Source organism: Chitinophagaceae bacterium (assembly GCA_016710165.1).
Taxonomy (GTDB): Bacteria; Bacteroidota; Bacteroidia; order Chitinophagales; family Chitinophagaceae; genus Ferruginibacter.
The window spans coordinates 823,517-847,603 of the sequence record JADJLJ010000001.1; the positions used below are offsets into that span (position 1 = coordinate 823,517).

General features: G+C 46.7%; 22 protein-coding genes and 1 pseudogene. 10 read left to right on the plus strand and 13 right to left on the minus strand.

Going from position 1 to position 24,087, the window contains the following annotated elements; translation table 11 throughout:
- Nucleotides 1–171 precede the first annotated feature (171 nt).
- The 4 genes and pseudogenes from IPJ02_03615 (at nucleotide 172) to IPJ02_03630 (ending at nucleotide 4,329) form a co-directional block, all read left to right on the plus strand.
- Nucleotides 172–1,016, plus strand: a pseudogene (locus IPJ02_03615) (GMP synthase).
- Between the two features lie 135 nt (nucleotides 1,017–1,151).
- The gene (locus tag IPJ02_03620) at nucleotides 1,152–2,342 is read left to right on the plus strand and encodes a hypothetical protein (protein MBK7374667.1); all 1,191 of its coding nucleotides are present in this window, start codon (nucleotides 1,152–1,154) and stop codon (nucleotides 2,340–2,342) included.
- A gap of 127 nt (nucleotides 2,343–2,469) precedes the next feature.
- A complete protein-coding gene (locus IPJ02_03625) occupies nucleotides 2,470–3,465 on the plus strand; it encodes a hypothetical protein (protein MBK7374668.1) in 996 nt (331 codons plus the stop codon).
- A 90-nt stretch (nucleotides 3,466–3,555) separates the two neighbouring features.
- Nucleotides 3,556–4,329 (plus strand): transporter, encoded by a 774-nt coding sequence (locus tag IPJ02_03630; protein ID MBK7374669.1) that lies wholly within the window; start codon nucleotides 3,556–3,558, stop codon nucleotides 4,327–4,329.
- Here the strand turns inward: IPJ02_03630 and IPJ02_03635 are convergent, their stop codons facing one another.
- From IPJ02_03635 to IPJ02_03665, 7 genes are all read right to left on the minus strand, one after another.
- Nucleotides 4,330–4,809 carry a TlpA family protein disulfide reductase gene (locus tag IPJ02_03635; GenBank protein MBK7374670.1) on the minus strand — a complete coding sequence of 160 codons (480 nt, stop codon included), beginning with the start codon at nucleotides 4,807–4,809 and terminating at the stop codon, nucleotides 4,330–4,332. It lies immediately after the preceding gene.
- Nucleotides 4,810–4,874: 65 nt separating this feature from the next.
- Entirely contained in the window at nucleotides 4,875–7,469 is a 2,595-nt protein-coding gene (locus IPJ02_03640) for a TonB-dependent receptor (protein MBK7374671.1), read from the minus strand.
- Nucleotides 7,470–7,503: 34 nt separating this feature from the next.
- Nucleotides 7,504–8,076: a cation transporter gene (locus tag IPJ02_03645; GenBank protein ID MBK7374672.1), complete on the minus strand. Its 573-nt coding sequence runs from the start codon at nucleotides 8,074–8,076 to the stop codon at nucleotides 7,504–7,506.
- A gap of 91 nt (nucleotides 8,077–8,167) precedes the next feature.
- A complete protein-coding gene (locus tag IPJ02_03650; GenBank protein MBK7374673.1) occupies nucleotides 8,168–8,554 on the minus strand; it encodes a hypothetical protein in 387 nt (128 codons plus the stop codon).
- Between the two features lie 73 nt (nucleotides 8,555–8,627).
- The gene (locus tag IPJ02_03655) at nucleotides 8,628–10,325 is read right to left on the minus strand and encodes a hypothetical protein (GenBank protein MBK7374674.1); all 1,698 of its coding nucleotides are present in this window, start codon (nucleotides 10,323–10,325) and stop codon (nucleotides 8,628–8,630) included.
- Nucleotides 10,322–10,624, minus strand: a complete 303-nt coding sequence (locus tag IPJ02_03660; protein ID MBK7374675.1) for a hypothetical protein — start codon at nucleotides 10,622–10,624, stop codon at nucleotides 10,322–10,324. The genes IPJ02_03655 and IPJ02_03660 overlap by 4 nt, the downstream gene beginning before the upstream one ends.
- 9 nt (nucleotides 10,625–10,633) lie before the next feature.
- A complete protein-coding gene (locus tag IPJ02_03665) occupies nucleotides 10,634–11,449 on the minus strand; it encodes a purine-nucleoside phosphorylase (GenBank protein MBK7374676.1) in 816 nt (271 codons plus the stop codon).
- A gap of 301 nt (nucleotides 11,450–11,750) precedes the next feature.
- Here IPJ02_03665 and sucC point away from each other — a divergent pair, with 301 nt between their 5' ends.
- The 3 genes from sucC (at nucleotide 11,751) to IPJ02_03680 (ending at nucleotide 14,424) form a co-directional block, all read left to right on the plus strand.
- A complete protein-coding gene (gene sucC / locus IPJ02_03670; protein ID MBK7374677.1) occupies nucleotides 11,751–12,962 on the plus strand; it encodes an ADP-forming succinate--CoA ligase subunit beta in 1,212 nt (403 codons plus the stop codon).
- 92 nt (nucleotides 12,963–13,054) lie between these two features.
- Nucleotides 13,055–13,660, plus strand: coding sequence for a GNAT family N-acetyltransferase (locus IPJ02_03675; protein MBK7374678.1), 606 nt, complete (start codon nucleotides 13,055–13,057; stop codon nucleotides 13,658–13,660).
- 83 nt (nucleotides 13,661–13,743) lie between these two features.
- Nucleotides 13,744–14,424, plus strand: a complete 681-nt coding sequence (locus tag IPJ02_03680; protein ID MBK7374679.1) for a hypothetical protein — start codon at nucleotides 13,744–13,746, stop codon at nucleotides 14,422–14,424.
- Nucleotides 14,425–14,532: 108 nt separating this feature from the next.
- Here the strand turns inward: IPJ02_03680 and IPJ02_03685 are convergent, their stop codons facing one another.
- On the minus strand, nucleotides 14,533–15,345 hold the full coding sequence (locus tag IPJ02_03685; protein MBK7374680.1) for an anti-sigma factor: 813 nt from the start codon (nucleotides 15,343–15,345) through the stop codon (nucleotides 14,533–14,535).
- Nucleotides 15,342–15,854: a sigma-70 family RNA polymerase sigma factor gene (locus IPJ02_03690; protein MBK7374681.1), complete on the minus strand. Its 513-nt coding sequence runs from the start codon at nucleotides 15,852–15,854 to the stop codon at nucleotides 15,342–15,344. Before IPJ02_03690 ends, IPJ02_03685 begins: the two co-directional genes overlap by 4 nt.
- Nucleotides 15,855–16,140: 286 nt before the next feature.
- Between IPJ02_03690 and IPJ02_03695 the strand changes: the two genes are divergently transcribed.
- Entirely contained in the window at nucleotides 16,141–16,635 is a 495-nt protein-coding gene (locus tag IPJ02_03695) for a GNAT family N-acetyltransferase (GenBank protein MBK7374682.1), read from the plus strand.
- 1 nt (nucleotide 16,636) lies between these two features.
- On the opposite strand, the gene IPJ02_03700 is transcribed toward IPJ02_03695, so the two are convergent.
- Genes IPJ02_03700 through IPJ02_03715 form a run of 4 tightly spaced genes read right to left on the minus strand, consistent with a single transcriptional unit; the run spans nucleotide 16,637 to nucleotide 18,484 of the window.
- Nucleotides 16,637–17,254, minus strand: coding sequence for a SprT-like domain-containing protein (locus IPJ02_03700; GenBank protein MBK7374683.1), 618 nt, complete (start codon nucleotides 17,252–17,254; stop codon nucleotides 16,637–16,639).
- On the minus strand, nucleotides 17,247–17,642 hold the full coding sequence (locus IPJ02_03705; protein MBK7374684.1) for a hypothetical protein: 396 nt from the start codon (nucleotides 17,640–17,642) through the stop codon (nucleotides 17,247–17,249). Before IPJ02_03705 ends, IPJ02_03700 begins: the two co-directional genes overlap by 8 nt.
- A gap of 11 nt (nucleotides 17,643–17,653) precedes the next feature.
- Complete coding sequence (locus tag IPJ02_03710; GenBank protein MBK7374685.1) at nucleotides 17,654–18,058, minus strand: polymer-forming cytoskeletal protein; 405 nt, start codon at nucleotides 18,056–18,058, stop codon at nucleotides 17,654–17,656.
- A gap of 27 nt (nucleotides 18,059–18,085) precedes the next feature.
- Complete coding sequence (locus tag IPJ02_03715) at nucleotides 18,086–18,484, minus strand: hypothetical protein (protein ID MBK7374686.1); 399 nt, start codon at nucleotides 18,482–18,484, stop codon at nucleotides 18,086–18,088.
- A gap of 192 nt (nucleotides 18,485–18,676) precedes the next feature.
- Between IPJ02_03715 and IPJ02_03720 the strand changes: the two genes are divergently transcribed.
- Together IPJ02_03720 and IPJ02_03725 are read left to right on the plus strand one after the other, a co-directional pair.
- Nucleotides 18,677–21,628: a hypothetical protein gene (locus tag IPJ02_03720; protein ID MBK7374687.1), complete on the plus strand. Its 2,952-nt coding sequence runs from the start codon at nucleotides 18,677–18,679 to the stop codon at nucleotides 21,626–21,628.
- Nucleotides 21,629–21,731: 103 nt separating this feature from the next.
- Nucleotides 21,732–24,086, plus strand: a complete 2,355-nt coding sequence (locus IPJ02_03725) for a transglycosylase domain-containing protein (protein MBK7374688.1) — start codon at nucleotides 21,732–21,734, stop codon at nucleotides 24,084–24,086.
- The last annotated feature ends 1 nt before the right edge of the window (nucleotide 24,087 follow it).

Sequence of the window (24,087 nt, forward strand, 5' to 3'; positions counted from 1 at the left end):
ACAAGTTGGCAAAAAAGCGGTTCGTTTTCGCTGAGATTCGTCATACAAAAAAAGGAAATCGGTCATCTTATTAAAATAAATGCTTTTTTATAGGCCTGATAATTCACAATGCGTTGATAAAAACCAGCGGCTGCATAAAATAACCTTCTTTAAAAATTGTTATGTTTGTATATGAACTTGACCGACAAGAAGGCCATCCGTGTCGCCATCCTGGATATGTATGAGGGACACGTGAACCAGGGAATGCGCTGTATACGGGAAATACTCAACTTGTTTGGTGAAACCAATAATCTCGACCTTTCCTGGGATGAATTTGATGTACGGCTCGAAAAACAGGTTCCCGACCTCAGTTACGATATTTACATTTCCAGTGGTGGTCCCGGCAGTCCGCTGGAAAGCGAGGGAAACGAATGGGAAAAGGTGTATTTCAGCTGGCTGAATAAGGTGGAAAACTGGAACGCCAACCCGGCCCATGTTCAGAAGAAGCAGGTCTTTTTTATCTGCCATTCCTTTCAGTTGGCCTGCCGGCATTACAATATTGCCAGGGTAAGCAAACGCAGGAGCACCGCATTTGGCATCTTCCCCATGCACCTGCTTGCCGAAGGAAAAACAGAGACCATATTCAATGGGTTAAAAGACCCTTTTATTCTGTTGACAGCCGCGATTTCCAGGTAATTGAACCCAACCATAATAAGCTCAGGCAGATGGGCGCTTGTATTTTAGCCATTGAAAAAGAAAGGCCCCATGTTCCGTTGGAAAGAGCTGTAATGGCCATCCGTTTCAATGATTGCATGATCGGCACCCAGTTTCATCCCGAAGCGGATGCCATTGGTATGAGCCTGCATCTGCAGACAGAAGAAAAGAAGAAAACGGTCATTGAGAACTACGGTATGGAAAAATGGCAGTCCATGATAGACCACCTGAACGACCCCGAAAAAATAATGTGGACCTACGCACACATCCTTCCCAATTTCTTGTTCAGTGCAGTGGAAAGCCTGCAGTTTGCCGAGGCATAGCCACTAATTCCACCAATTGACCCAATTACACGAATTCAGCTTTCGTACCAGTGCATGACAAAAGCAGGCTGTTAAATGATTTTTTATGTTTATTTTTATTGCAGTCAATAAAAATAATCCCAAAGAATTACTGCTATGGTAAAAGAACTCAGGGAAAAATTCAATGCGGCTTTTTCCAAGGAAAGGTATGATGCCTACATGGCAAAGATCGAAGCGCTGCACCCGGGTGCACTTGATTTCCGGAATGCAGAAACACCCGTTTTTGTGCCGAAAGATTTCAAAGATAAAATGCTGGGCGCCTGCGAAGACATCATTGATGTGATCACGGATCCGCTGTTCGGCTCATTGACCGACCGGGGCATACCGGCCAATGTAAAAGTGCCCAATGAGAACAGCCGCACCGAATTCATGGTATTTGATTTTGGCATCTGTGAAAATGAACAGGGTGAACTGGAACCGCAACTGATAGAAATGCAGGGCTTCCCGACTTTGTACGGTTTCCAGGCCTTCCATTCGGAACTGACCGCCGGGTATGCAAACCTGCCGGATAATTATTCTCCATACCTGAATGGCTATAATAAAGAAACCTACATACAACTGCTTAAAGACATCATCGTAGGTGATCTGAACCCGGAGAATGTGATCCTGCTCGAGATCTTTCCGGAGCAGCAAAAGACACGAATAGATTTTTACTGCACCCGGCAGTTGCTTGGGATCAATATCGTTTGCCTGACCAAATTGATTGCAGAGGGCAAAAACCTGTTTTACGATAATAACGGCGTAAAGACACCCGTCAAACGTATCTACAACCGCCTCATCTTCGACGACCTGCAGAAACAGGAAGGCCTCGATGATGCTGTTGACCTCACCAAAGACTATGACGTGGAATGGGTGCCCCATCCCAACTGGTTTTACCGCATCAGTAAATTCACCCTGCCTTTTATACGCAACCCCTATGTGCCACACACGTATTTTTTAAGTGAGCTGAAACAAATGCCTGCCGACCTGGAGAATTACGTACTAAAGCCCCTGTTCTCTTTTGCAGGCATGGGCGTGGTCATTGATGTTACGCCGCAGGATATTGAAGACGTGAAAGACCCGGAGAACTGGATATTGCAGCGGAAAGTAAAATATGCCGATATCATCAAAACCCCCGATGGGCCTGCCAAAGCAGAGATAAGGCTTTTCTATTTCTGGAAAGAAGGATGGCCAAGGCCGAAAGGGGTACATAACCTGGCAAGGCTGAGCAAAGGAAAAATGATCGGTACACGGTACAATAAGAACAAGGAATGGGTTGGAGGGAATGTTGCTTTTTTTGAAATGTAGGTCCTCCCTTGAAAGTTGAAAATTGAATATTGGGTATTGAGCATTTTAGAGGATATATTCAACAACCAATGTACAATATTCAATACTCAACGAACAGGCATTTTCGTCAATAAAAACTTTTCGACAGATGAAAAACGGCTTAGCAAGATTTGATCTTTACCTGAACCAGTTGCAGGGCCTCCTTACAAAGTCGGCCAAACAAAAGAACCCGGCGCTCTGGCTTTACCAGAACAATGCCCGTACTCCCCTGTTCATGTTGGAAGGGCTTGCTAAACTTTATGCCGGTATCCACAATAAAAAGAAGTTCACCAAAATAAAAGCCCATTTCAAGTTGCTCGAAGATGCCATCGGGCAGATCGATTACTACGATGCGTTTGCAAAAGAGTTTGCTGCTGATAAAAAGATCCCGGCAGCAATAACATCCTACCTGCAGGCGCAGGCACGTGAAAAAATTCAAAGCCTGAACGAGATACTGACAGAGAAGGACTGGCTGGGCAGTGAAAAAAGCCGTAGTGAAAAGATCAGGAAGAAACTGGCAAAGGCAGACTGGCAAAATGAAAAAGAAGAGGTGGAAAGTATCCGGGGGTTTTATATCAATGCCATCAACAGCATCCTTGAATTTGTGAACCAGAAAAATTTTCATTTTGATAACGTGGAAAAGGACCTGCACGAGTTGCGACGGATGATCCGCTGGCTGAGCATCTACCCGCAGGCATTAAAAGGATGCATTCAGTTGAGTGAATCAAAGAACGCACCCGGATTCCTGGCAAAATACCGCAGCAAAGACATCACCGGCTCCCCGTACAATACCATGCCGGATGCAGCCGGTCACAACCATTTTTTATTACTGGATAAGAACAGGTTCTATGCCCTTAGCTGGATGATCGCTGAACTGGGCAAACTGAAAGACAACGGGCTGCGGCTGGAAGTGACCCTGGAAGCGCTGTTGCAGGCATCTCCGGTCAAAGAAAAAGAGGCCCTTGCCAAAGCAAAACAATACGGTGGCCCGGGCCAGTTGACCATCCAGCAGGTCCTGGACCGGTCTGAAGCGCTTTTTAAAACATATTGCAGGGAAAAAAACCTGGAGGCTTTGATCGCGGGTTCTGCTTCTGTTACAAAATAATATTCCCGTTTCATTCATCCCCTGTTCCGGTAAGGATTATTCCCTTATCTTTACCTAACTTTAGACAAGACTAAATTTTATTTTAGAGCTATGATCAAACTATCAGCCCTGGCCGCTTTTTTATGTTTTTGCTTCCTGCCTGCCTTCGCACAGGTGGAAAAGATCGATACCGACCGGCCCGACCAGACCGAAAGTGCCGTACTCGTTCCCCGGAAATGGCTACAGTTTGAATCCGGTATTGGCAAACAGCAAAACAAACCCGGCGATATAGGATTCCAGCACCCCACCCTGCTCAGCAAATACGGTTTGAATAAACGAATTGAGTTCCGGCTGATCACCACGCTTGCCACGAACCATTTTTATGATGGTTCGCAGACCAGGCAAAGAGAATCGGGGCTGGAACCGGTGGAACTGGGAGCCAAAATTGCACTGTGGGAAGAAAAAAAACTATTACCCAAAACATCCCTCATATTTCATTTTGCCATCCCCAAACTGGCTTCTAAAAAATTCAGGGCAGATAAACTGGCACCGAATTTCCGGTTTACCATGCAGAACAGCATTACTGACGCCATCGCCATTGGCTATAACCTGGGGGCCGAGTGGGACGGGTACAATGATGAGGCCACCTGGATATATACGTTTGCTCCCGGTTTTTCTATCGGCAAAAAATGGTACGGGTATGTGGAAGCATTTGGCTTTATATCCAGGCTGCGTGAACCCGAACACAGTCTAGATGCCGGCATTGCCTGGTACGCTACCCCTGATCTTAAACTTGACCTGTCGTCTGGTTTCGGAATAAGCAATGCAGCACCGGATTGGTACGTTGCATTTGGATGGTCCGTTCGTTTTAAGACCGGGAAATGATCATTGCACGAGCCTTTTCACCTGGTCAAACAATTCCTTTCCCTCCAGGTCTATTGCAACGATCTTGCCGGTTCTGTCCAGCAAAAAACTCGTGGGCAGCTGGTCTACAAAATACCGTTCAGCCACTTTTGACCTCCACCCGCTGTTATCGATCACCTGTGTGTACCTCAGTTTATCCTGCTTGATGGCTTTCAGCCATTCCTTGCTTTTTGTATCCAGCGAAACAGCAAAGATCTCAAACCCCTTATCCTTGTACTTACTGTACAGCTTTTGCAGGTAGGGATTGGCAGCCCGGCAGGGGCCGCACCAGCTTGCCCAGAAATCGATCAGTATCACTTTCCCATTCAACGATGATAACCGGATGATACTGTCCTTTATACCCGGCAATTCTATTTCCGGCACGGTTTCCCCCACCCTGAGCTGGGCCCTGCCAAACAATGAGCCCATTAGAATGAGCATGACCAAAAAAATTGTTTTCATTTACAACAGTTTCTTTTTTGAAATAATGACAATATGAATACCAGTATCTTTTTCACCATCGGTCTTTATTTGATCTTAAACCGCAGTCCTGCATAGAACATCCGTCCATTTACCGGCCCCCAGATCATCGATGCATCAAAGTATGGGCTGAAGGACTGGTCTGCAACCAGCACCACGCTCTTTTGAAAATAGTTGGCCAGGTTCTCAACGCCCACATAAAGATCAAGCGGGTATTTTTTGCCAACCGTTTTCGATACCTGCGCATTCATCAGCACAAAGTCGGGGGAATAAACCGGCAATTGATAAGCAGGAATATTTGCCTGTGTATCCGGCAGCCGCTTTTTACCATTGTATGTAATGGTATAATCAAATTTAAAACCGCTTACCGCATACGCCAGGTTCAAAAAGGCCCGGTTCCTTGCCACCAGGGGCCGCTCTTTCAACTGGCCACTGTACGTTGACCGTACATCAAAATACCGGTAAGCCAAACGAAGTTCAAATTTCTTGACCGGTTCTACATTCAACTCTGCCTGGAAACTGTTGGAAAACGACTTCCCCTGCAGGTTATAGTATTTCACTGACCGGGCATCTTCCATATCCACCACCACCTGGTTGCTGAAATCATTCCGGAAATAGTCCAGTGCAGCCGACGCTTCGTTCCCAAACAGTTTGAACTTCTGGTCGATGCTTACTCCCTTGTTCCAGGCCACTTCGGGATCAAGGCCATATGCTTTGCCCGGACCGGCTGCAATGATATTCACCTGCCGGGCGCTTACAAATACGCTGGTATTCTCCGCAAAGATATTTGCCGTACGTTGCCCGCGTCCCAGGCTTGCACGGATCGTTGTGCCGGTCACCGGTTCGTACCGGATGTTCAACCGGGGAGTTACAAAGAACCCGAACAAACTGTTGTGGTCTGCACGCAACCCCACTACGGCACTGAATTTAGTGTTGGGAGTATAAGTATATTCACCAAAGATCCCGGGTACAATTTCTGTGCGCCTGTAATTATTCAACTTAAAATCCTCATCATACCGGTCGTACAGAAAACTCAACCCCGCCCTGAATTTATGAATGGTTGTTCCGATGATGGATTTGTAAATGAAATTACTGTATACCGTTTGCTGTTTTGCATTATACCCGGTCAGCCCGAAATAAGAATCCTGGCGGTGGCTGATGCCTGCAACCTGCAGACCCAGGCTCTTGTATTTTTTTTCAGGAAATACATAACCGATCTTTGCAAATCCTTCATAACGCTCCGTATTGATCCCGAGGCCGTAACGGTTCGTTGTATTTTTATCCGATGCCGGGTCAAAACCTACTTCCCCCCCGGTTCTTTTATCATTCAACACCTTGAATCCAAACTGTACCAGTGTGCCCTTGCTGTTATCAAACTTGTACCGGTTGACCAGGCTTACCGTGTTGCCCGTTGGCAGGTCACGGAACCCGTCCTTGTTAAAATCCAGTTTTTTATTGGTGAAAAAGTCATCATGCAGCAGCAAAGCGGTTGACCAGTTCTTGCTGATCTTCTTTGAGAGGTTCAGGTTCAGGTCCGTTTTCCCATAATCATTCACGTAAACATTTGCCAGCAATTGTTCACTGCTTTCGGGTTTTTTCAATTCCACATTTATCTGCCCGGCAATGCTTTCATAACCATTGGCCACAGAGCCAACCCCCTTTGTAAGCTGGATGGATTCGATCCAGGGGCCTGCAATTGAATTAAGTCCAAGCGGCGTTGCAATGCCCCTCGGCCCCGGCAGGTTCTCCACGGTAAGTTGTGTATAGTTACCGCTCAAGCCCAGCAACTGGATCTGTTTTGATCCTGTAACCGCATCATTATACGAAACATCCACCGAGGGATTTGTCTCAAAACTCTCACTGAGATTGCAACAGGCCGCCTTCAGCAACTCGGCACCCGACATGGTTTGTGTACGTATCGGGCTGAAATTGTTGATATAGGTAGACCGCTGCTTTGATGTAACCGTAACTTCCTTCAATTGCCGGTTGGATGCCAGCACGATCTTCAGTTCATCCATTTCCGGAACGGAGAGGGTATCCGATTGATAACCGGCATAGCTCACCACCAGCCTGCTGGCTGTTCCGTTGTGGCGTATGCTGAATAAGCCCGTACTGTCGGCCAATACCCCGTCACTGGTGCCCAACCAGAATATGCTTGCCCCCGAAAGGGGTTTGAACTTTCCTTTATTGTCATCTTCCAGCACAATGCCCTTTACCAGGTGTGAAGACGGGGCCCTGCGGAATGAAGAATCCATTGCTGCTTTTATTTCCATAAGCTGCGGGGCAAGGGTATCCTTTTTGATCTCCTCCATCATGGTTTCCATTTCGCGGTAATGACAACAGGCCGGCAGGGCATTATAGACCATCTCCTTCGCCTTCTTATTATCTATATCATGTCCAACTGCCACGATCCGGTTCTGTATCTTTTCCAGCGATGCCAAAGACGGGTTATAGACCAATGAAAGCATTTTGGAATCTACATCCCACACTGCTTTTTTAACACCCCGGATCCTGGCGGTATTTTCAATACGGTCTTTACACATTTCGCAGGCGCCAAAGACCTTAAATACCACTGCTGTATCCGGCAATGCTTTTTTATTCTGTGCAAAAGATGCTTTACCCGGAACCACCAGGCAAAGCATCCATGAATATTTTATCCATTTCATAGTACTGTTCTTACTGTTTTTCCTTCAGGTCCATTCCGCATTTTGAACACTTGCCGGGCTTATCGCTGGTAACATCGGCATGCATCGGGCAACTATAACCCTTCACGCCATCTGTTTTCATGGTCTCTTTCTTCTGCTTTACCAGGTCCATTCCGCATTTTGAACATTTAGCCGGCTTGTCGCTGGTAACATCGGCATGCATGGGGCAGGCATAGGTTGCTTCGGAAACAACGTCTGCTGATCCCCCTTCTTTGCGCTCGTATTTGCAGCAGCCATGTAAATTGTCGTAGGCTTTATTATCGGCAATAAGATCCTGTGTATCGTAACCTGATTTTGCAATGGCCTCCTGGATCTTTGCAGAAGATGTTTTGCTTACCGCATAGGTAACCTTAAGTTCCTTGCTGTCTTCATTCCAGGTTGCTTTTGTGGCACCGGCTTTTTTAGCCGCTTTTTCGATGGTTGTTTTGCACATGCCGCAGTTACCCCATACTTTAATGGTCTCTGTTTTTGAAGACTGGGCATACGTTGTATGGAAGGAGAATATGCTGAACAGGATGGCAGCAACGAATGATAATGTTTTCATTTTATAAAATTTTAAGATTAAGAAATAATTCATGCGTACAGCACGACGCACCGCTGTTTGGTAACAGCGATGGAAAAGATCTCAGCCAATTCTATAGTCTGAAAATGCAGTTCTTTATACAGGCAGAGGGGCCTGTATGATCCGGGGGAGCATGATCGTTGATCGCTGCCAGCCCGTCAGCAACCGGCATTTGCCATTGATACTGGCTGTACGCATGGGCAATGATGAGATCACCCTGGGTGAGTTGTAAATCGTTGGAAGCAGAATAGTGTGAGTCACTTATCTTGTAGAACTTAAATTCATCGTGGCAGCACCCGTTATCCGTGTCGGTCATTCCGCATTTGCCGCACTTGTCGCTGGTGGAACCATAAAATTCCACACCAGCCTTCTTACCCATGCAATAATGTATCTCCATGGCAATTCCCGAAGAAACTGCCAGGTACAATATTGCTAATATGCCGGTATAGATCTTTTTCATCCGCTACAAAATTAAGCCGGATTTCGCAGAAAGCAACTGTTTAATCGTTAATATTTGTACGAATTTCGCCAGGCTAGTTTACAAAACCCCAGCGGATCCCGAACCGGAACATAAAGCCCTGCATGGGATAATGAAGGGCGGCGAAATTATTGTTGGTGAAGCCAAAGCCATTGGTAAAGCGCACGGTATTGAGGTTTTCGGCACGGATAAAAGCAGTGAACGATTTGATTCGGAAGTGGAAGAAAGCGCTGATATCGGGCAGGTTCTTTACAAGCACGGAGTCCTGCGGTGTGAATTGCCCGACCACCGGCGAATAGTTATAGGCCTCAAAAGGAGTATGATACCTCACTTCCAGTCCCGTACTCAGGTTAAGATTTTTATAGAAGATGCCTTCATAGGCTATGCTGTTCCGGGTAAAAAACAACGGGACCTTGATCGCTGCACTGCCATCCACCACCTGCACAGTTGCATCGGCATACCATTTCCATCTTTTGGTAAGACTGATCTTTTTTGATGCAGATACCTGCAGCAGGTTGATGACCTTGCTACTCTGGGCCGTACGGAAATAATCATAGAAATAAGCCAGGTTGGTTATGATATGATTTTTGAAGCCGAGATTAATGAAGGAGTTATTTGCCTCGGCGCCAAAAGAAATGATGTTCTCTTTTTTACCGAGGCTTGCATTGTTGAAATTGAACGAAGAAGCATTATCATAAATGAATGACGGGGACCGGTTCACATTCTTAAAGAACAACCGAACGCCGCCTAACTTTTTATTGAGGTACCGGGCAATGGTGATATAAGCACTGTAATCACCGGCATTCAGTCCATTTACATAAAACTCCCCGGTGGCCAGGATGTCCCATCGTTTATTACGGGTCTTATTCCGGTATTCGCCGTGAAGGACGAGGTTATGATAATTGCTGGTCCGGTATTTCAGTTCTCCCTTTATGTTCTCCAGTCTTGCACCCAGCAGTAAGAACTGCCCCGGGTTCTTTGTGTCGGGAAACTGAAGCAGAGAAAAGTCATTGCTGATAACGGTCCATTTTTCCCGGGCATAAAAACTATCGATGGCCTGCTTCAGGGTGGTGTCGTACCATTGTTTATAAATGAGGGAATCTGCCTTCTCATCCCGGTATTGATAATTGTAGGTACCATACGTAAAGCTATGCTGTATCCTTAGTTTGGGATAGAATAAATATTCCGTTGTGGAGTCATTGATGGCAACAGAATCTTTCTTCCCGATATCATAGCTCTGGCGGATGAACAGGGTGAAGTCCTTGTAAATATTGCCGGTGGTCACCGATGAAAGGAATGGGTTCGGTTCAAACAGGTTCGCATTACCCAGGTTCACCGGTATCGAATACCGTTTTTTATTGTTCGGGTCAAGCAACAGCGAGTCGGCGGTTATTCCCCCGTTCTCTGATTTCTTGATGGTATTACCCAGCAGTATGAAATAGGCCGCATATCTTTTGCGCTTGCCCTGGTAATTGCTGAACAGGCGGTAACTTTTATGATTGCTGTTCTGGGTAACAAAAAAACCGGGGGCGCTCACCAGCCGGTAATCAAATCCAAAGCTCCAGTTGGGCCGGGGGCTTTGGGTATGAAAGGCCTTTATCATCTGTTCTTTGCCGGATGCCAGCTGGTAGCTGAGTTGTGTAAAAGGCCGGTTGGTCTTATAGAATTTCGATCCTTCCAGCGTATAGCGGTAAATATCGTAGGCATGAAAGCCGGCGTCCCATCCCGCCCGGGCATGGGGTGCATAGATCAATGAATAAGCGGCCGCCCCGTTATTGCCAAGATACTGGTGTGTGGAAGGAACGGAAAATAGTTATCAAAATCATTGATGGATGAATCAAAATAATTGCTGCGGATGGAATCAAGGTATTTGTAGGTGATGGAGATGGAATCCTTTTTATCGTCGCGGTGAACAAAACCGATCGTATCCTTACTGCCGCCACCGCCGATATTCCGTACCCGGTCGCCGATCTTGTTCAGCAACTGCGGCTCCTGTGCGTATGTAAACTGAAAAAAGAATATCAAAGCCACAAAGGCTATCGTTTGCTTCATCGGTTTTACTTATAGTTGTGCGATCAGTTCGCAGAATAATGCCTTGAATTTTGGCTCGGCTGCTTTTGCAGCCTGTAATACCTCTTCATGCGTGACCGGCGGCTCCCCTGCTTCCCGTATCCCCACATCGGTTACCACGCTCATGGCAAAAACGGGCAGTCCCATGTGCACGGCCGCGATCACTTCCTGCACCGTGCTCATGCCCACCACATCACCCCCCATGGCAAGGATCATCTTATATTCTGCCAGGGTCTCAAATGTGGGACCTGTTACCGCCACATATACCCCTTCCTGTACCGGTATATTTTTCTGCGCAGCGATCTTCTTTGCCTTTTGAATAAGATGCTTTTTATACGGCTCACTCATATCGGGGAACCGGGGTCCCAGTTCCCGGTAGTTCTTACCCACCAACGGGTTGGGGGTAAGCTGGCTGATGTGGTCGGTGATGATCATCATATCCCCCACTTTAAAAGAAGGATTTACACCCCCGGCTGCATTGCTCAGCAACAGGGTTTCAATGCCCAGGAATTTCATTACCCGTATCGGGAAGACCACCTGTTCAGCACTGTATCCTTCGTAATAATGAAAACGGCCAGCCATGGCCACCACTTTTTTTCCGGCGATCTCTCCAAATACCAGTTTGCCTTTATGCCCTTCTACTGTACTCACCGGGAAATGCGGAATATCGCCATAAGGAATTTCCATTTCAACGTTCATCGCATCGGTAAAACTTCCCATCCCGCTGCCCAGTACAATACCCAGGCCGGGTTTATGGCTGTAACTCTTTTTAATAAAATCAACCGCTTCATTTATTTCCGCAATCATTCCTGTTTCTTTTTTAGCGCCAAAGGTAAGGTAAGATACGTTAAGGGAATGTTTGGGTTGGAGGAGAAAGTTTGGGGTTTGGAGTTTGTGGTTTGTGGTTTGTGGTTTGTGGTTGGGGCCTTACTTATTTACAGATGCTTAAAAATGCCGGATCCTTATAATGAAGAAAGTTCAATAGAGCGACCCCGTACAATTGTGCGACGCTACCGCTGCTGAACAGAGAAATATTGCCCGGAACATAAAAACACAAACCTCAAACCATAAACTGTTTTTATTTATCTTCGCCGAAACTTTCAATTTTATGAATCTTCACGAATACCAGGCAAAGGAATTACTGAAAAAATACAATGTCCCGGTGCAGGAAGGGATACCCTGCAGCACACCCGGCGAAGCAGAACAGGCTTACCGGCAGATCCATACCCAGTACGGAAGCAATTTTGCCGTGGTAAAGGCGCAGATCCATGCAGGTGGCCGTGGTAAAGGAAAGATCGCCGGCACCGAACAGCGTGGTGTGGCTGTTGGAAAGAATGCAGATGACGTAATGCAGATCGCTAAAAATATCTTAGGCGGCACATTGGTGACCATACAAACCGGACCGTCCGGGAAATTAGTAAGCAAAGTGCTGGTAGCCCAGGATGTTTATTACGAAGGCCCAAGCCCTGTCAAGGAATTTTACCTGTCCATATTACTTGACCGGTCAACCGGCCAGAACGTGATCATGTACAGTACCGAAGGCGGGATGAATATCGAGGACGTGGCCCATGATACCCCGGAAAAGATATTTAAAGAATGGGTTTACCCCGGCGGGGCTTTGGAAGCTTTCCAGGCAAGGAAGATCGCTTTTAACCTGGGATTAAGCGGAGCCGCTTTCAAGAACTGTGTAAAATTCGTGACCAACCTTTACAATGCATATGTGGGCGCAGACTGCGGAATGCTTGAGATAAACCCGCTTTTCAAGACCAGCGACGATAAGATCATTGCCGTGGACTGCAAGATGAATGTGGATGACAATGCATTGATGCGTCACCCGGACATTGCATCGCTCAGGGACCTGAGTGAAGAAGACCCCACCGAAGTGGAAGCAGGACAGTATAACCTGAATTTTGTAAAACTGGATGGTAATGTGGGGTGCATGGTAAACGGTGCAGGGCTTGCCATGGCAACCATGGATATGATAAAACTCAGTGGTGGTGAACCGGCAAACTTCCTCGATGTGGGCGGTACTGCCAATGCCCAGACAGTAGAAGCCGGTTTCCGCATCATTTTAAAAGACCCGAAAGTAAAGGCGATCCTCATCAATATTTTTGGCGGCATTGTCCGTTGCGACCGGGTGGCACAGGGCGTGATCGATGCATACAAATCCATAGGGAACATCAACATCCCCATCATTGTCAGGCTCCAGGGAACCAATGCCGATGTAGCAAAGAAACTGATCGACGAAAGCGGGCTGAAAGTACAAAGCGCCATCCTGCTGAGCGAAGCGGCAGAACTGGTGAACAAGGCTGTGGCCTGATCCCTGTTCCGTAACTGATTTCCTGATCCCGCCAAACAGGCGGGATTTTTGGTAGGGTATCGGTTTGGAAATTTTTAACTATAAATCCTGTCATGCTGATACACTACCGGATTTTTTATCTTAGCTTCCTAAACAACCAAAATGCTTCAACTTGCTTTCTCCCTTTTCCTGAAATAAAGACCGAAAGGTTATTACTCCGCAAACTGGTAAAAGCAGATGGACCGGAAATGTTGTTCCTGCGGTCTGATGACCGGGTGATGCAATACATAGGCCGGGAGAAAACAAGATCACTGGAAGAAGCAGAAGCATTTATTGACAGGATCAATGCATCGGTGGATGCAAACGAAACCATCATGTGGGCCATTGCCATGGCCAATGACCCCGGCACCCTGATCGGCACCATCTGTTACTGGCGCATGCAACCGGAACATTACCGTGCCGAAGCAGGCTATGTACTCCACCCCGGCTTCTGGAACCGGGGGATCATGACAGAGGCCTTACGGGCCGTGATCCGGTATGGGTTTGAAGAAATGAAACTACACAGCATTGAAGCGCATATCAACCCGGAGAACCTGGCTTCGGGCATCGTACTGGAGAAAACCGGGTTTACCCGGGAAGCATATTTCAGGGAGAATTATTTTTTCAGGGGCAAATTCACCGACACAGCCATCTACTCGCTCGTATCAAAAATAAAATAGTACGGTATAGTATTCGTATTTCACCGGTATTATTGTAATTTATCCGGGTAAATCCCAAATTCTCATCATTAAACTCTATTACTATGAACCAGATCGAACAACGGATATCTAAACTGGAAAAAAGCCTGCGCATGTACCGGCTGTTTTTCGGAACATCGGTGATCCTGTTAATTGCGGTGGTACTTATGTCATCCGGCAAAAAGAATGATGTACCTGACCTTGTAAAAGCAAAGGCATTCCAGGTAGTGGACGACAACGGGAAGGTATTACTGCTGCTGAACAAAGAAAAAGGGAATGGCCAGATGGCAACCTATTCTTCTTCCGGTGAAAGACTGGTACGCCTGTTCACCTCCGATGGAGGAGCCGGGGCCATCAATACCTTTGATGCAAACGGCACCCTCAATTTTAAAGTTACACGTACCACCGAAGGCGGTGGCTATATGGCCCTTTACAACTCCGTGGAAAAAGAGATCATGGAAGTGGGTGTTACCCGGAGCAACTCCGGTTATTTCCAGATAAATGATGACCAGGCAAATAAACTGGTGTGGCTTACGCGTACTTCGGGGGGCGGAGGTTATATGTCGTTATCCAATAAAGGCACGGAAACATTGGTGATGTCCACACCGGAAGTTGGTTCCCGGCTAAGCATTTATAACAGTTACAGTACCCGGATCGGTTATCTTGGAACACAGGATGACCGCAGCGGTAACTTAACCGTTTATTCCAGCGGCGGTTCACGGATCGGCGGCGTTCCCAATTATTAATGTTATTGAAAAAAATATTGGCTGCTGCAGGACGATGGATTTCCTTCGTTCCAGGTTATCCCAATACTACCCGGTGGGGCTATTGGTAAAGCTGATCCGATCAAAGGATCAAAGAGAGGTTTGCATTTTGCCCATCACCATTACTTTGGTTGGCACGGGTTTTTCAGGACCGGCGTCTTCCAGGGAAACGGCAAAGGCCTGTGCATTCCCAAAACTTTTCATTTGCTGGAAATGAACTGTTTTACCATTGATCTCTGTGGAGATGATGCCTCCGTTCACAGGCTTGCCATCAACAATTGCCCAGAACTGGTATTGTTTACCTTCCGGAGCTTTTGGCAGGTTGGAAGGATCAATATAGATTTCGTGACTATCCTGCATCCAATAGATCCTTGCAGCGGCATCAGGTACATCAGGCATTCCTTTCAAGGATACCGGCATCGCATTTTTGTCTCCCATTTTCCTCATATCGCCTTCCATTGACCTGGCAACCTGCTTCTGCTGCTCCAGTTCATTTTGTGTAACCTGCAGATCCTTACTGGCTGTCTGATACTTTTCGTAGAATGTATAATTAAACATCAAACTGCCAACCAATAAAATGATGCTGGCTGCAGCTGCATATTTCCAGGCCGGCGAGATCGAATGAACTTTTGCCGTTTCATTACCCACGGGCTGCAGTTTTACAACCGTTGCAGCGGTTCCTTTATTTATTCCGGCAAACAGTTTATCTTTTACCGAAGCGCCGGGTGCAACCGCATGTGCCTGTGCATAGCCCTCCAGCCCGGACTCTATGGCTGCGATCTCGGCAGCCACTTCAGGATATAGCTTTGCCCATTGCTGCACTTCAGCAGTCTCTGCTGCCGACGTGAGGCCGGTGCAATAAAGTTCCAGTATCCCGGATGATATGATCTCCTGTGCGTTCAACTGTATGCTAATATTTTTCTTAGTTCAATGATGGCGGCCCGCATCCTGGTTTTAACGGTTCCCAGCGGAATGCCCATTTCCTTCGATATCTCATCCTGGGTATAGCCGTTGAAATAGGCAAGGTCAATGATGCTTCGCTGTTCCGGCTTTAAATTAGCCAGTTGTTTTCTCAATCCCATGGCATCAAAACGCTCAGCCGTCCGGCCGTCGTCCGTAAAATTACTTACGGAATTCTCATCGCCCGAGATTTTTGCCTGTTTTTTATAACCCTTGCTCCGCAACGTGTCGATGGTCAGGTTCCGGGCCAGGTTCAGCATCCAGGTGAACAGCCTTCCTTTGGCGCTGTCGTAGCTGGAAAAATTATTCCAGATCCTGACAAAAGCCTCCTGTAAAATATCTTCTGCCAGTTCCCGGTCTTCCACCAACCGCCAGATGACCCCGTTGAGGGCGGCAGAATAATTGTCGTATAAATATGAAAATGCCTGTTGGTCTTTTTGTTGAAGCAGCAGTACCAGTTCTTCCTCGCTGTATTTTTTTACCTCGGCCAAACAGTCAGTAGTTAATTTATCCCCGAAAATAAACGATTTTCTTCAATCCGGGTTTCAGAAGAACTGTCGGTAGTGTCCTGTTTTGAATATTTTGCGACCTGTCATGCTGAGGAACGAAGCATCTCAGGTTAAGCAAACGATCCTGATTAGGAGATCCTTCGTTCCTCAGGATGACAATCATTCAAAATAGGACACTACCGAAGTTGGCAGGAAAATACTTAGGTTTGAAGCAGATTTTTACAATGTGATGAGAAACGGATCTGTCATAAGAACAATTGAGTACGGCGACAATGCGGCGCTGGCCAGGATCATACGGGATACGTTGGAAGAATTTAAGGCCAATAAGCCCGGCACCGTTTACTACGACGGGACCACCGACCGCCTGTTTGAAGTTTTTAAAAAAGAACGAAGCATTTATTTTGTGGCGGAATATAACGGGGAAATAATGGGAGGCAGCGGCATCTATCCAACGGCCGGCCTGCCGGAGGGCACCTGCGAACTGGTGAAATTTTACTTATCCCCCGCTGCAAGGGGAAAGGGCATCGGAAAAGAACTGTTGCAGAAATGCATTGCTGCCGCTAAAGAACTGGGGTATAAAATGATTTATTTAGAGACCATGCCCGAACTAACGATCGCCATACCCATGTATGAGAAATACGGCTTCACGTACCTGTCCTCGGCACAGGGCAACAGCGGGCATACAGGCTGTGATGTATGGATGATCAAAGAAATTGATGGATGATCTAAAGGATGCTTATCTCATACACCGCACTGAACAGGTACAGTTTACCGGTCTTTACTTCCATACACTTATACCGCTTCCTGATCTTCTCCCCTTTCTTAAATACCCTTCCTCCTTTAATAACGAACAGGGAACCTTCGGGAATTTGTTCAACCAGGTGTGTGCCTTCTTTCTTTTCATCATACTGATGCAGCACCCGCAATAATTTTTCATCGCCGCAACTGCTGGCGGCGGGGTTCTGCAATGTGTTAATCAGGGCTTTTTCAATATCGGCAGGAAAAACCTTCTTCAGCAGAAACCTGGCCAGTATCTTACCGAACTCATTCTTCCACTCCCGCCCATGTGCCTGCACCCGGTGGCCAAACTGTTCGTACGTGAACAGGTGTGCCAGTTCATGCAGCAGGGTTATAAGAAAGGCATATTGATTGAGATTGCCATTTACACTGATACGGTGTGTTTTATCAGCATGAGCATGCCGGTAATCGCCTAAGATGCTTTGGCGCTGCCGGGTTATGGTAAGATGTACATTATAATGCTGCAGGTAATACAGCACATCATCAAAGGCTCCGCCGGGTAAATAAGACCTTAACTGTAAAAGCGGCGCTTCCTGCTTAGGCATTTTTATTTTTATTCAGCTTCATGATCGTTCTAACCTCCACTATCAAAAAAATGATATAGATGATCATCGCCAGGTACACCGCCGGCTTGTTGAAAGAACTCCCGCTTAAAAAATAGTAGGCAACCACGGCGCCGATGCATACGAATATCTTTATGATCATTCCCGTCATCACACTTCGGATAAACACATTGGGGTTGCTCTTTTGCATAGCATTGTACTGCATCCGGAATACGATCATACTGGTGATAAAGAACAGGCAGTTGGCCGCCATCAATACGGTAAGATCAATTTTACCACCTGCATAAAACAAATATACTGCAACTACAGCAACGGCTAAAACAAAAAAAGTGATGATCAAGGGAAGTGTGATCCGGATGCGGGGGTTCATTAAATAATTATTTATTGATTTACGGCATTTGCAATTCCATTATTCAGTTCCACGATGTTGGCTCCGCCCATATTACATTTTCCGTTGAATACTGCCGTGGGCTCTATCTGCAGTTTACCGGCATAGATATCCCCGTTCAAAACGGTGGTGCCATGCAGGTAAAGCAGGTCCTGCACCCGTATCTTACCGGTGACCCGGCCCATGATATCGGCATGCTGCCCTTCAATATCGCCTTCCACCACGCCCTCTGCCCCGATGATGATCTTTGATTTTGCTTTGAGATTGCCTTTCAGAACACCATCAATACGGATGTCGCCATTGCTTTCGATGTTACCGGTGATGGTGGTGCCTGCGCCCACCAGGGTGCTTGCATTTGAAACGGTTTCGTCTGATGACCTGGATTTTGAATTGAACATAAGATTGGTTTTTAGTTGATATTTGAATTAATCGATGCTTTTTTCTGCTTTGGGCAGGATCAGTTTATGCGTATCCGGTACCGGCATATTACCTTTCAGCACTTTTTGCAGGTCGTTATAATACTGCTCTTTGTTCCGCAATGCCTGCTCCATCGAATCGGTCCTTATCTTCAGTATTTTATATTCCCGTATCTGCCTGGCATCGCCATAACCCGCCCCTGGCAAATAGTACTTAAGGGGGGTAAAGACAAGCAGGGCAATGATCAGTCCCACCAATACAACGAAAACCGTGCTTAAAAAAATATATACACTCAACCGGCTAAGCTTGAATTTAACTACTTCTTCATATGTATCTTCATTCATTACTACCAGCCGGTACCTGTTTCTGAGGCGCTTCAGGGTACTGTTGGCATCCAATTTTGCCATAATTTCCTGTTGAGGCTTAAAATTAAGAAATGAAGCCGAAAAAGCAATCTAAAACCCGCATTTGCGGCAATTACCCGGTACATTCTTTACTCACATGATAAAAAATCATTAAAGTGCAATAAAGAGGCTCATATATAAATATTATTTAGCAAAAAAGACCGATATTTAGCCCGCTATTCAACCTTTTGATTCATGCTGAAGAAAACGATAAATACCTTTTACATATTCCTTTTTTTTGTTGGATCACCTGCCCTTGTGCTTGCGCAACCTACCTGGACAATTGACCCGTTTGGCAAGGAGAAAAAGCCGGAAAAATTTGAGAACAGGAAGCTGGGTTCGGAGAAGACCGCCGATAAGAAATTTACGGTGATGCGTAATTTTTACCAGAACAACATCACCCACTACAATTACTATTACAATGCCAATAACCGGGTGAACTCGGTACTGGAAAGGGCCAAACTTTCACAAAAAGAAGATTATTCCAACCTGCTGGGCTTTTACCCGTATACCCTGGAAAGCACCGCTGCCCAAAAAAGCGAACTGGATTCGGTTATATATACCAGCACCGCCGGCATCCTGCTTCACGACCTGCGGAATGACTGGATCGACAATATGTACATGCTCATCGGGAAAGCATATTTCTTCCGCAAAGAACTTGACTCGGCTTTGATGACATTCCAGTTCATCAACTACAACCTTTTTCCCCGTAAGAGAAAGAATGACAATGATGACCGGATCGTGGGTACCAATGCTGCGGCCACCGGTTACAAAATTTCCATTGCCAATAAAGAGAAAAGGAATATCCTTCAAAAAGCTGTATCCCTGCCGCCCAGCCGCAACGATGCCCTGATATGGCTTACCCGTACCATGATCGAGCAGGATGAGTTTGCCGAATCCGGCGGTTTGATAAACACATTGCAGAACGACCCCAATCTTCCCAAACGATTACAGAACGACCTGCATGAAGTAACCGCGTACTGGTTCTACAGGCAATCCATTTACGACAGTTCCGCTGTTCACCTGGAAAAAGCCCTGAGCAATGCGGATAACAAACAGGACAAGGCCCGCTGGGAATTTCTGCTGGCACAACTTTATGAGGTAAGCGGCCATTACGATAAAGCATCGGAATATTACAGCAAGGCATCCAAGCATACCGTTGACCCGCTGCTGGATATCTATGCGCAACTGAACGAAGCAAAAATGATGAAGGGCGCTTCCAATCCCAAAGAACTGGACAAAAGCATCAGCAACCTGCTCAAAATGGCAAAACGGGATAAGTTTGAGACCTACCGTGATATCGTTTATTATTCTGCCGGCCAGCTTGCTCTGCAAAAGCCGGATACCATTGCGGCGGTCACCTATTTTAACAAGAGCCTTAAATACAACGAAAACAACATCAATTATAAGAACCGGGCTTATATGCAACTGGGCAATATTGCCTACGACCGGAAACAATACCGCCTGGCTGCATCCTTGTACGACAGTTTGAGAACCGGTTCCGATTCGGTCATGGATAAACTGATCGCCCGGATACAGGACCGGAAAAACGCACTCACTAAGATTGCCGAAGCCATCAGCAACATTGAACGGGAAGACAGCCTGCAACGGGTCGCTGCCATGCAACCGGCCGAAAGGGATGACTATGTAAAAAAACTGGTAAAGAAACTGCGTAAGGAAAGAGGGTTGAAAGACGATGGCAGTTCTGGCGGCAATATCCTTTACCCCGGCGGTAATACCCAGCAACAAACAGACCTGTTTGCAGGCAATGCCAGCAAGGGCGAATGGTATTTTGCCAACAGTTCGCTCAAATCAAGGGGATTCAATGAATTCAAAAGCAGGTGGGGCAACCGGCCCAACCTGGATAACTGGCGCCGCAAATCATCCATAGAAAAAACGGTGGCAAATAATAACCCGGCCGGCGGAAACCAGCCCGGCGGTAATGCAAAGGACAGTGCCGGCAAAAACAATGCATCGCAAACCACCGAGATAAGTTATGATGGCCTGATGAAGGACATTCCGCTGACAGCAGAAAGAATTGCCCAAAGCAATGAGATCATTGCAACCAATATGGTTGAACTGGCAAAAGCCTACCAGAACGAACTGGAAGAATACAGGCTTGCTGCAGATACATACGAGGAGTACCTGGAACGTTTCCCCGACCGCTTACTGGATGGCGAGATCTACCTGGGCCTTTATTACTGCTACACAAAGCTGGAAGACAAGGCAAAGGCAGCTCATTACAAGAACCTGCTGAACAATAAATTCCCGAACAGTAAGTCTGGCCAGGTACTCAACAAACCGGCGGCATCTGCAACAACCCCTTCGGCCAAGAACCCTGAAGCAACAAAACTGTATGAAGACATTTATACCCTTTTCATTGAAGGAAATTATGAAAAGGCCATGGCTGAAAAACGGAAAGCCGACAGCCTCTATGGTGTAAATTACTGGACACCGCAATTGCTGTATATCGAAGCATTGCAGCACGTGAAGAACCGGCAGGACAGTCTGGCCATTAAAGGGCTGCAAACGATCATTGACAATAACCCGGGTTCGCCGCTGAAAGAAAAGGCCGCCACGATGATCGATGTGCTGAAAAGAAGGGCCGAGATAGAAAAATACCTCACCGAACTGGAAGTGACCCGGATGGAAGATGGCAAGCCGGTAATAGTGGATGAGAAGCCAAAGCCTGTAGTAACCAAACCGGCAGCGGCCCCCCCTAAAGCAGACAGTATTAAAACCCCTGCCCCACCATTGAGCAGCGGACCGTTTGTGATGTCGGTTACTTCGCCGCACCATGTGCTGATGATACTGGACAAGGTTGACCAGGTTTATGTAACGGAGGCAAAGAATGCCTTCACCCGGTACAACAGGGAAAATTATTATGGCCAGCCCATCAACATCAATAAAGATGAACTGGATGCCGACCGCAGCCTGCTGGTAATATCCTCTTTCCCCGATGCTGCCACGGCCCTGCAATACTATGACAAGATAAAAAAGAGCGCTGCCTCCGAGGTATCCTGGCTGCCGGCAAACAAGTATTCATTCCTGATCATAACGGATGAGAACCTGCAGAAACTTAAAACCAATAAAGACATAAGCGGATATAAAAACCTGTTAAATACACAGTTTCCCAACAAGTTTTAACGTACCGCCCGTTACAGCAATAAACTCTTTTACTAGATTTATGGAATGATGTTTGCCCCCTCAACCTTCATTCCTGGATCATAACTACTAATTCATCCTTTCTATGAAGCGTTCTGTTCGGATACTATGGCGTGTTTTTATCGGCGGCTTTGTGTTAGTGCTGCTGATGTTCCTTTCCGCCAATTTTGGATTATTTGGCAAGATGCCTTCTGTGACCCAATTGCAAAATCCCGAAGCAGACCTTGCCAGCGAGATATACTCCGGCGATGCAGAGCTGATGGGTAAATATTATTCCGAGAACCGGAGCGAAGTAAAGTACAGCGAAATATCCCCCAACGTCATTAATGCATTGATCGCAACGGAAGATGAACGTTTTTATGAACATTCGGGTATTGATGCACAGGCCGTGGCCCGGGCCGTATTTACATTGGGCACCCAGGGAGGCGGCAGTACCATCACCCAGCAGGTGGCCAAACTGATGATGAAGCAGGGAAAAGGGAATATCGTGAAACGGGGTCTTGATAAGATGAAGGAATGGATTGTGGCCGTAAAACTGGAAAGGAATTTTACCAAGGAAGAGATCATGACCCTTTACCTGAACCGGGCGCCCTGGGGTAATGTATACGGAATACGGAATGCTTCCCGTACCTATTTTCAAAAAGAACCCAAAGACCTTAAAATAGAGGAAGCTGCGGTATTGATAGCGATGCTGAAAGGTTTTATCTACAATCCCATCGGGTATCCAAAAGCATCGATCGACAGAAGGAATACCGTTATCAACCAGATGGCGGTCTGCAAGCAGCATTTCCTGGCGGAGGCAGAAGCCGCAAAACTGAAAGCAAAACCCCTCATCACCAATTATAAGAAGATCGACGAGGACAAAGGCATCGCTCCTTACTTCCGGGCAGTACTGGCGGATAAATTAAGGGAATGGTGTAAAACACACGAGAACCCCAAGACCGGTGAACCATACAACCTGTATAAAGACGGGCTGAAGATATATACCACCATCAATTCACGCATGCAGCAATATGCCGAGGAAGCCGTGGTGCAGCATATGCCGGTGATTCAAAAGAAGCTCGACCAGTTGATGAAAGTGAACGGCAATAAGATATGGAAAGGACATGAAAGCACCATTGAAGCCGCATTTAAATATACCGAGCGCTGGAAGAACATGAAACAAGATGACGTGGATGAGGAAGACATCAAAAAATCATTTTATGTACCGGTAAAGATGAAAGTGTTTGCCTGGAATGCCAAACGGGAAAAGGATACGACCATGACCCCCTTTGATTCCATCAAGTACCATAAGAATATCCTGCAAACATCCTTTGCGGCCATGGACCCGAAGACCGGTGAAGTGAAATGCTGGGTAGGCGGCATCGATTTCAAGTGGTTCAAGTTCGATCATATAACCACCCGCAGGCAGGTAGGTTCCACCATCAAACCACTGATCTATGCACTGGCCATTGAAGATGCAGGTTATGGCCCGTCCACCGAAATACCGGGCGGGCTGGTGCAGTACGGAAAAGAAATGCGGACCTTCAGCGGCGGCGGCGGTACATTGGCCAACTGCCTGGCCAAATCAAAGAATACGGCATCGGTAAGACTGACGAACCTGGTGGGAGTAAAAAAAGTGATCGAGTTTGCCAAAGACTGCGGCATCAAATCCCCGCTCCCTCCTTACATATCACTTGCATTAGGCGCTGCAGAGATCCCTATGCTGGAGATGCTGCAGGCATATTCCATGTTTCCGAATAACAGTTTCAGTACCGAACCTATTTTACTTACCCGGATAGAAGACAAGAACGGCAATGTACTGGCGCAGTTCGCTCCCGAAACAAAACAGGTTATGAGTGAAGCATCTGCACATACCATGGTGCAGCTGATGCAGGGCGTGGTACAGTTTGGTACGGCCCATTCGCTCAATAATTATAATATCCCGGCACAAAAGGCCGGCAAAACAGGAACCACCAATGATAATGCCGATGGCTGGTTCATTGGGTATACCCCCGAATTACTGGCCGGCACCTGGGTGGGTTGCGAAGACCCGTTCATACGTATCTATGCCGGCACATCGGGTGGTAATGAAATGGCCTTGCCGAAGTGGGGATTGTTCATGAGCAAAGTGTATGCAGACAATAAACTGGGTTATGGCAAGATAAAAGAGTTTGCTGTTCCGGCTAACCTGAAGAATGAAGAATTGTCTGCAGATTCATGGGATAATGTGTTCAACAAAGGAGACAGTACCGGGGTGGATGCGGGGAACGGAACGGCAGATGATTTCTTTAACCAACCTCCCCCGGATGAGAAGATCGGAATTGAAAGCGAGATACCAAAGGCAGATACCGGTAAACAGAAAAAGCCCGAAGATAAAAAAGGGAATACTCCTGCCGTAAACCCGGCTGATGATAAAAACAAAAAACCGGTAAAACAAAAACCGGCGAATGATTATTAGC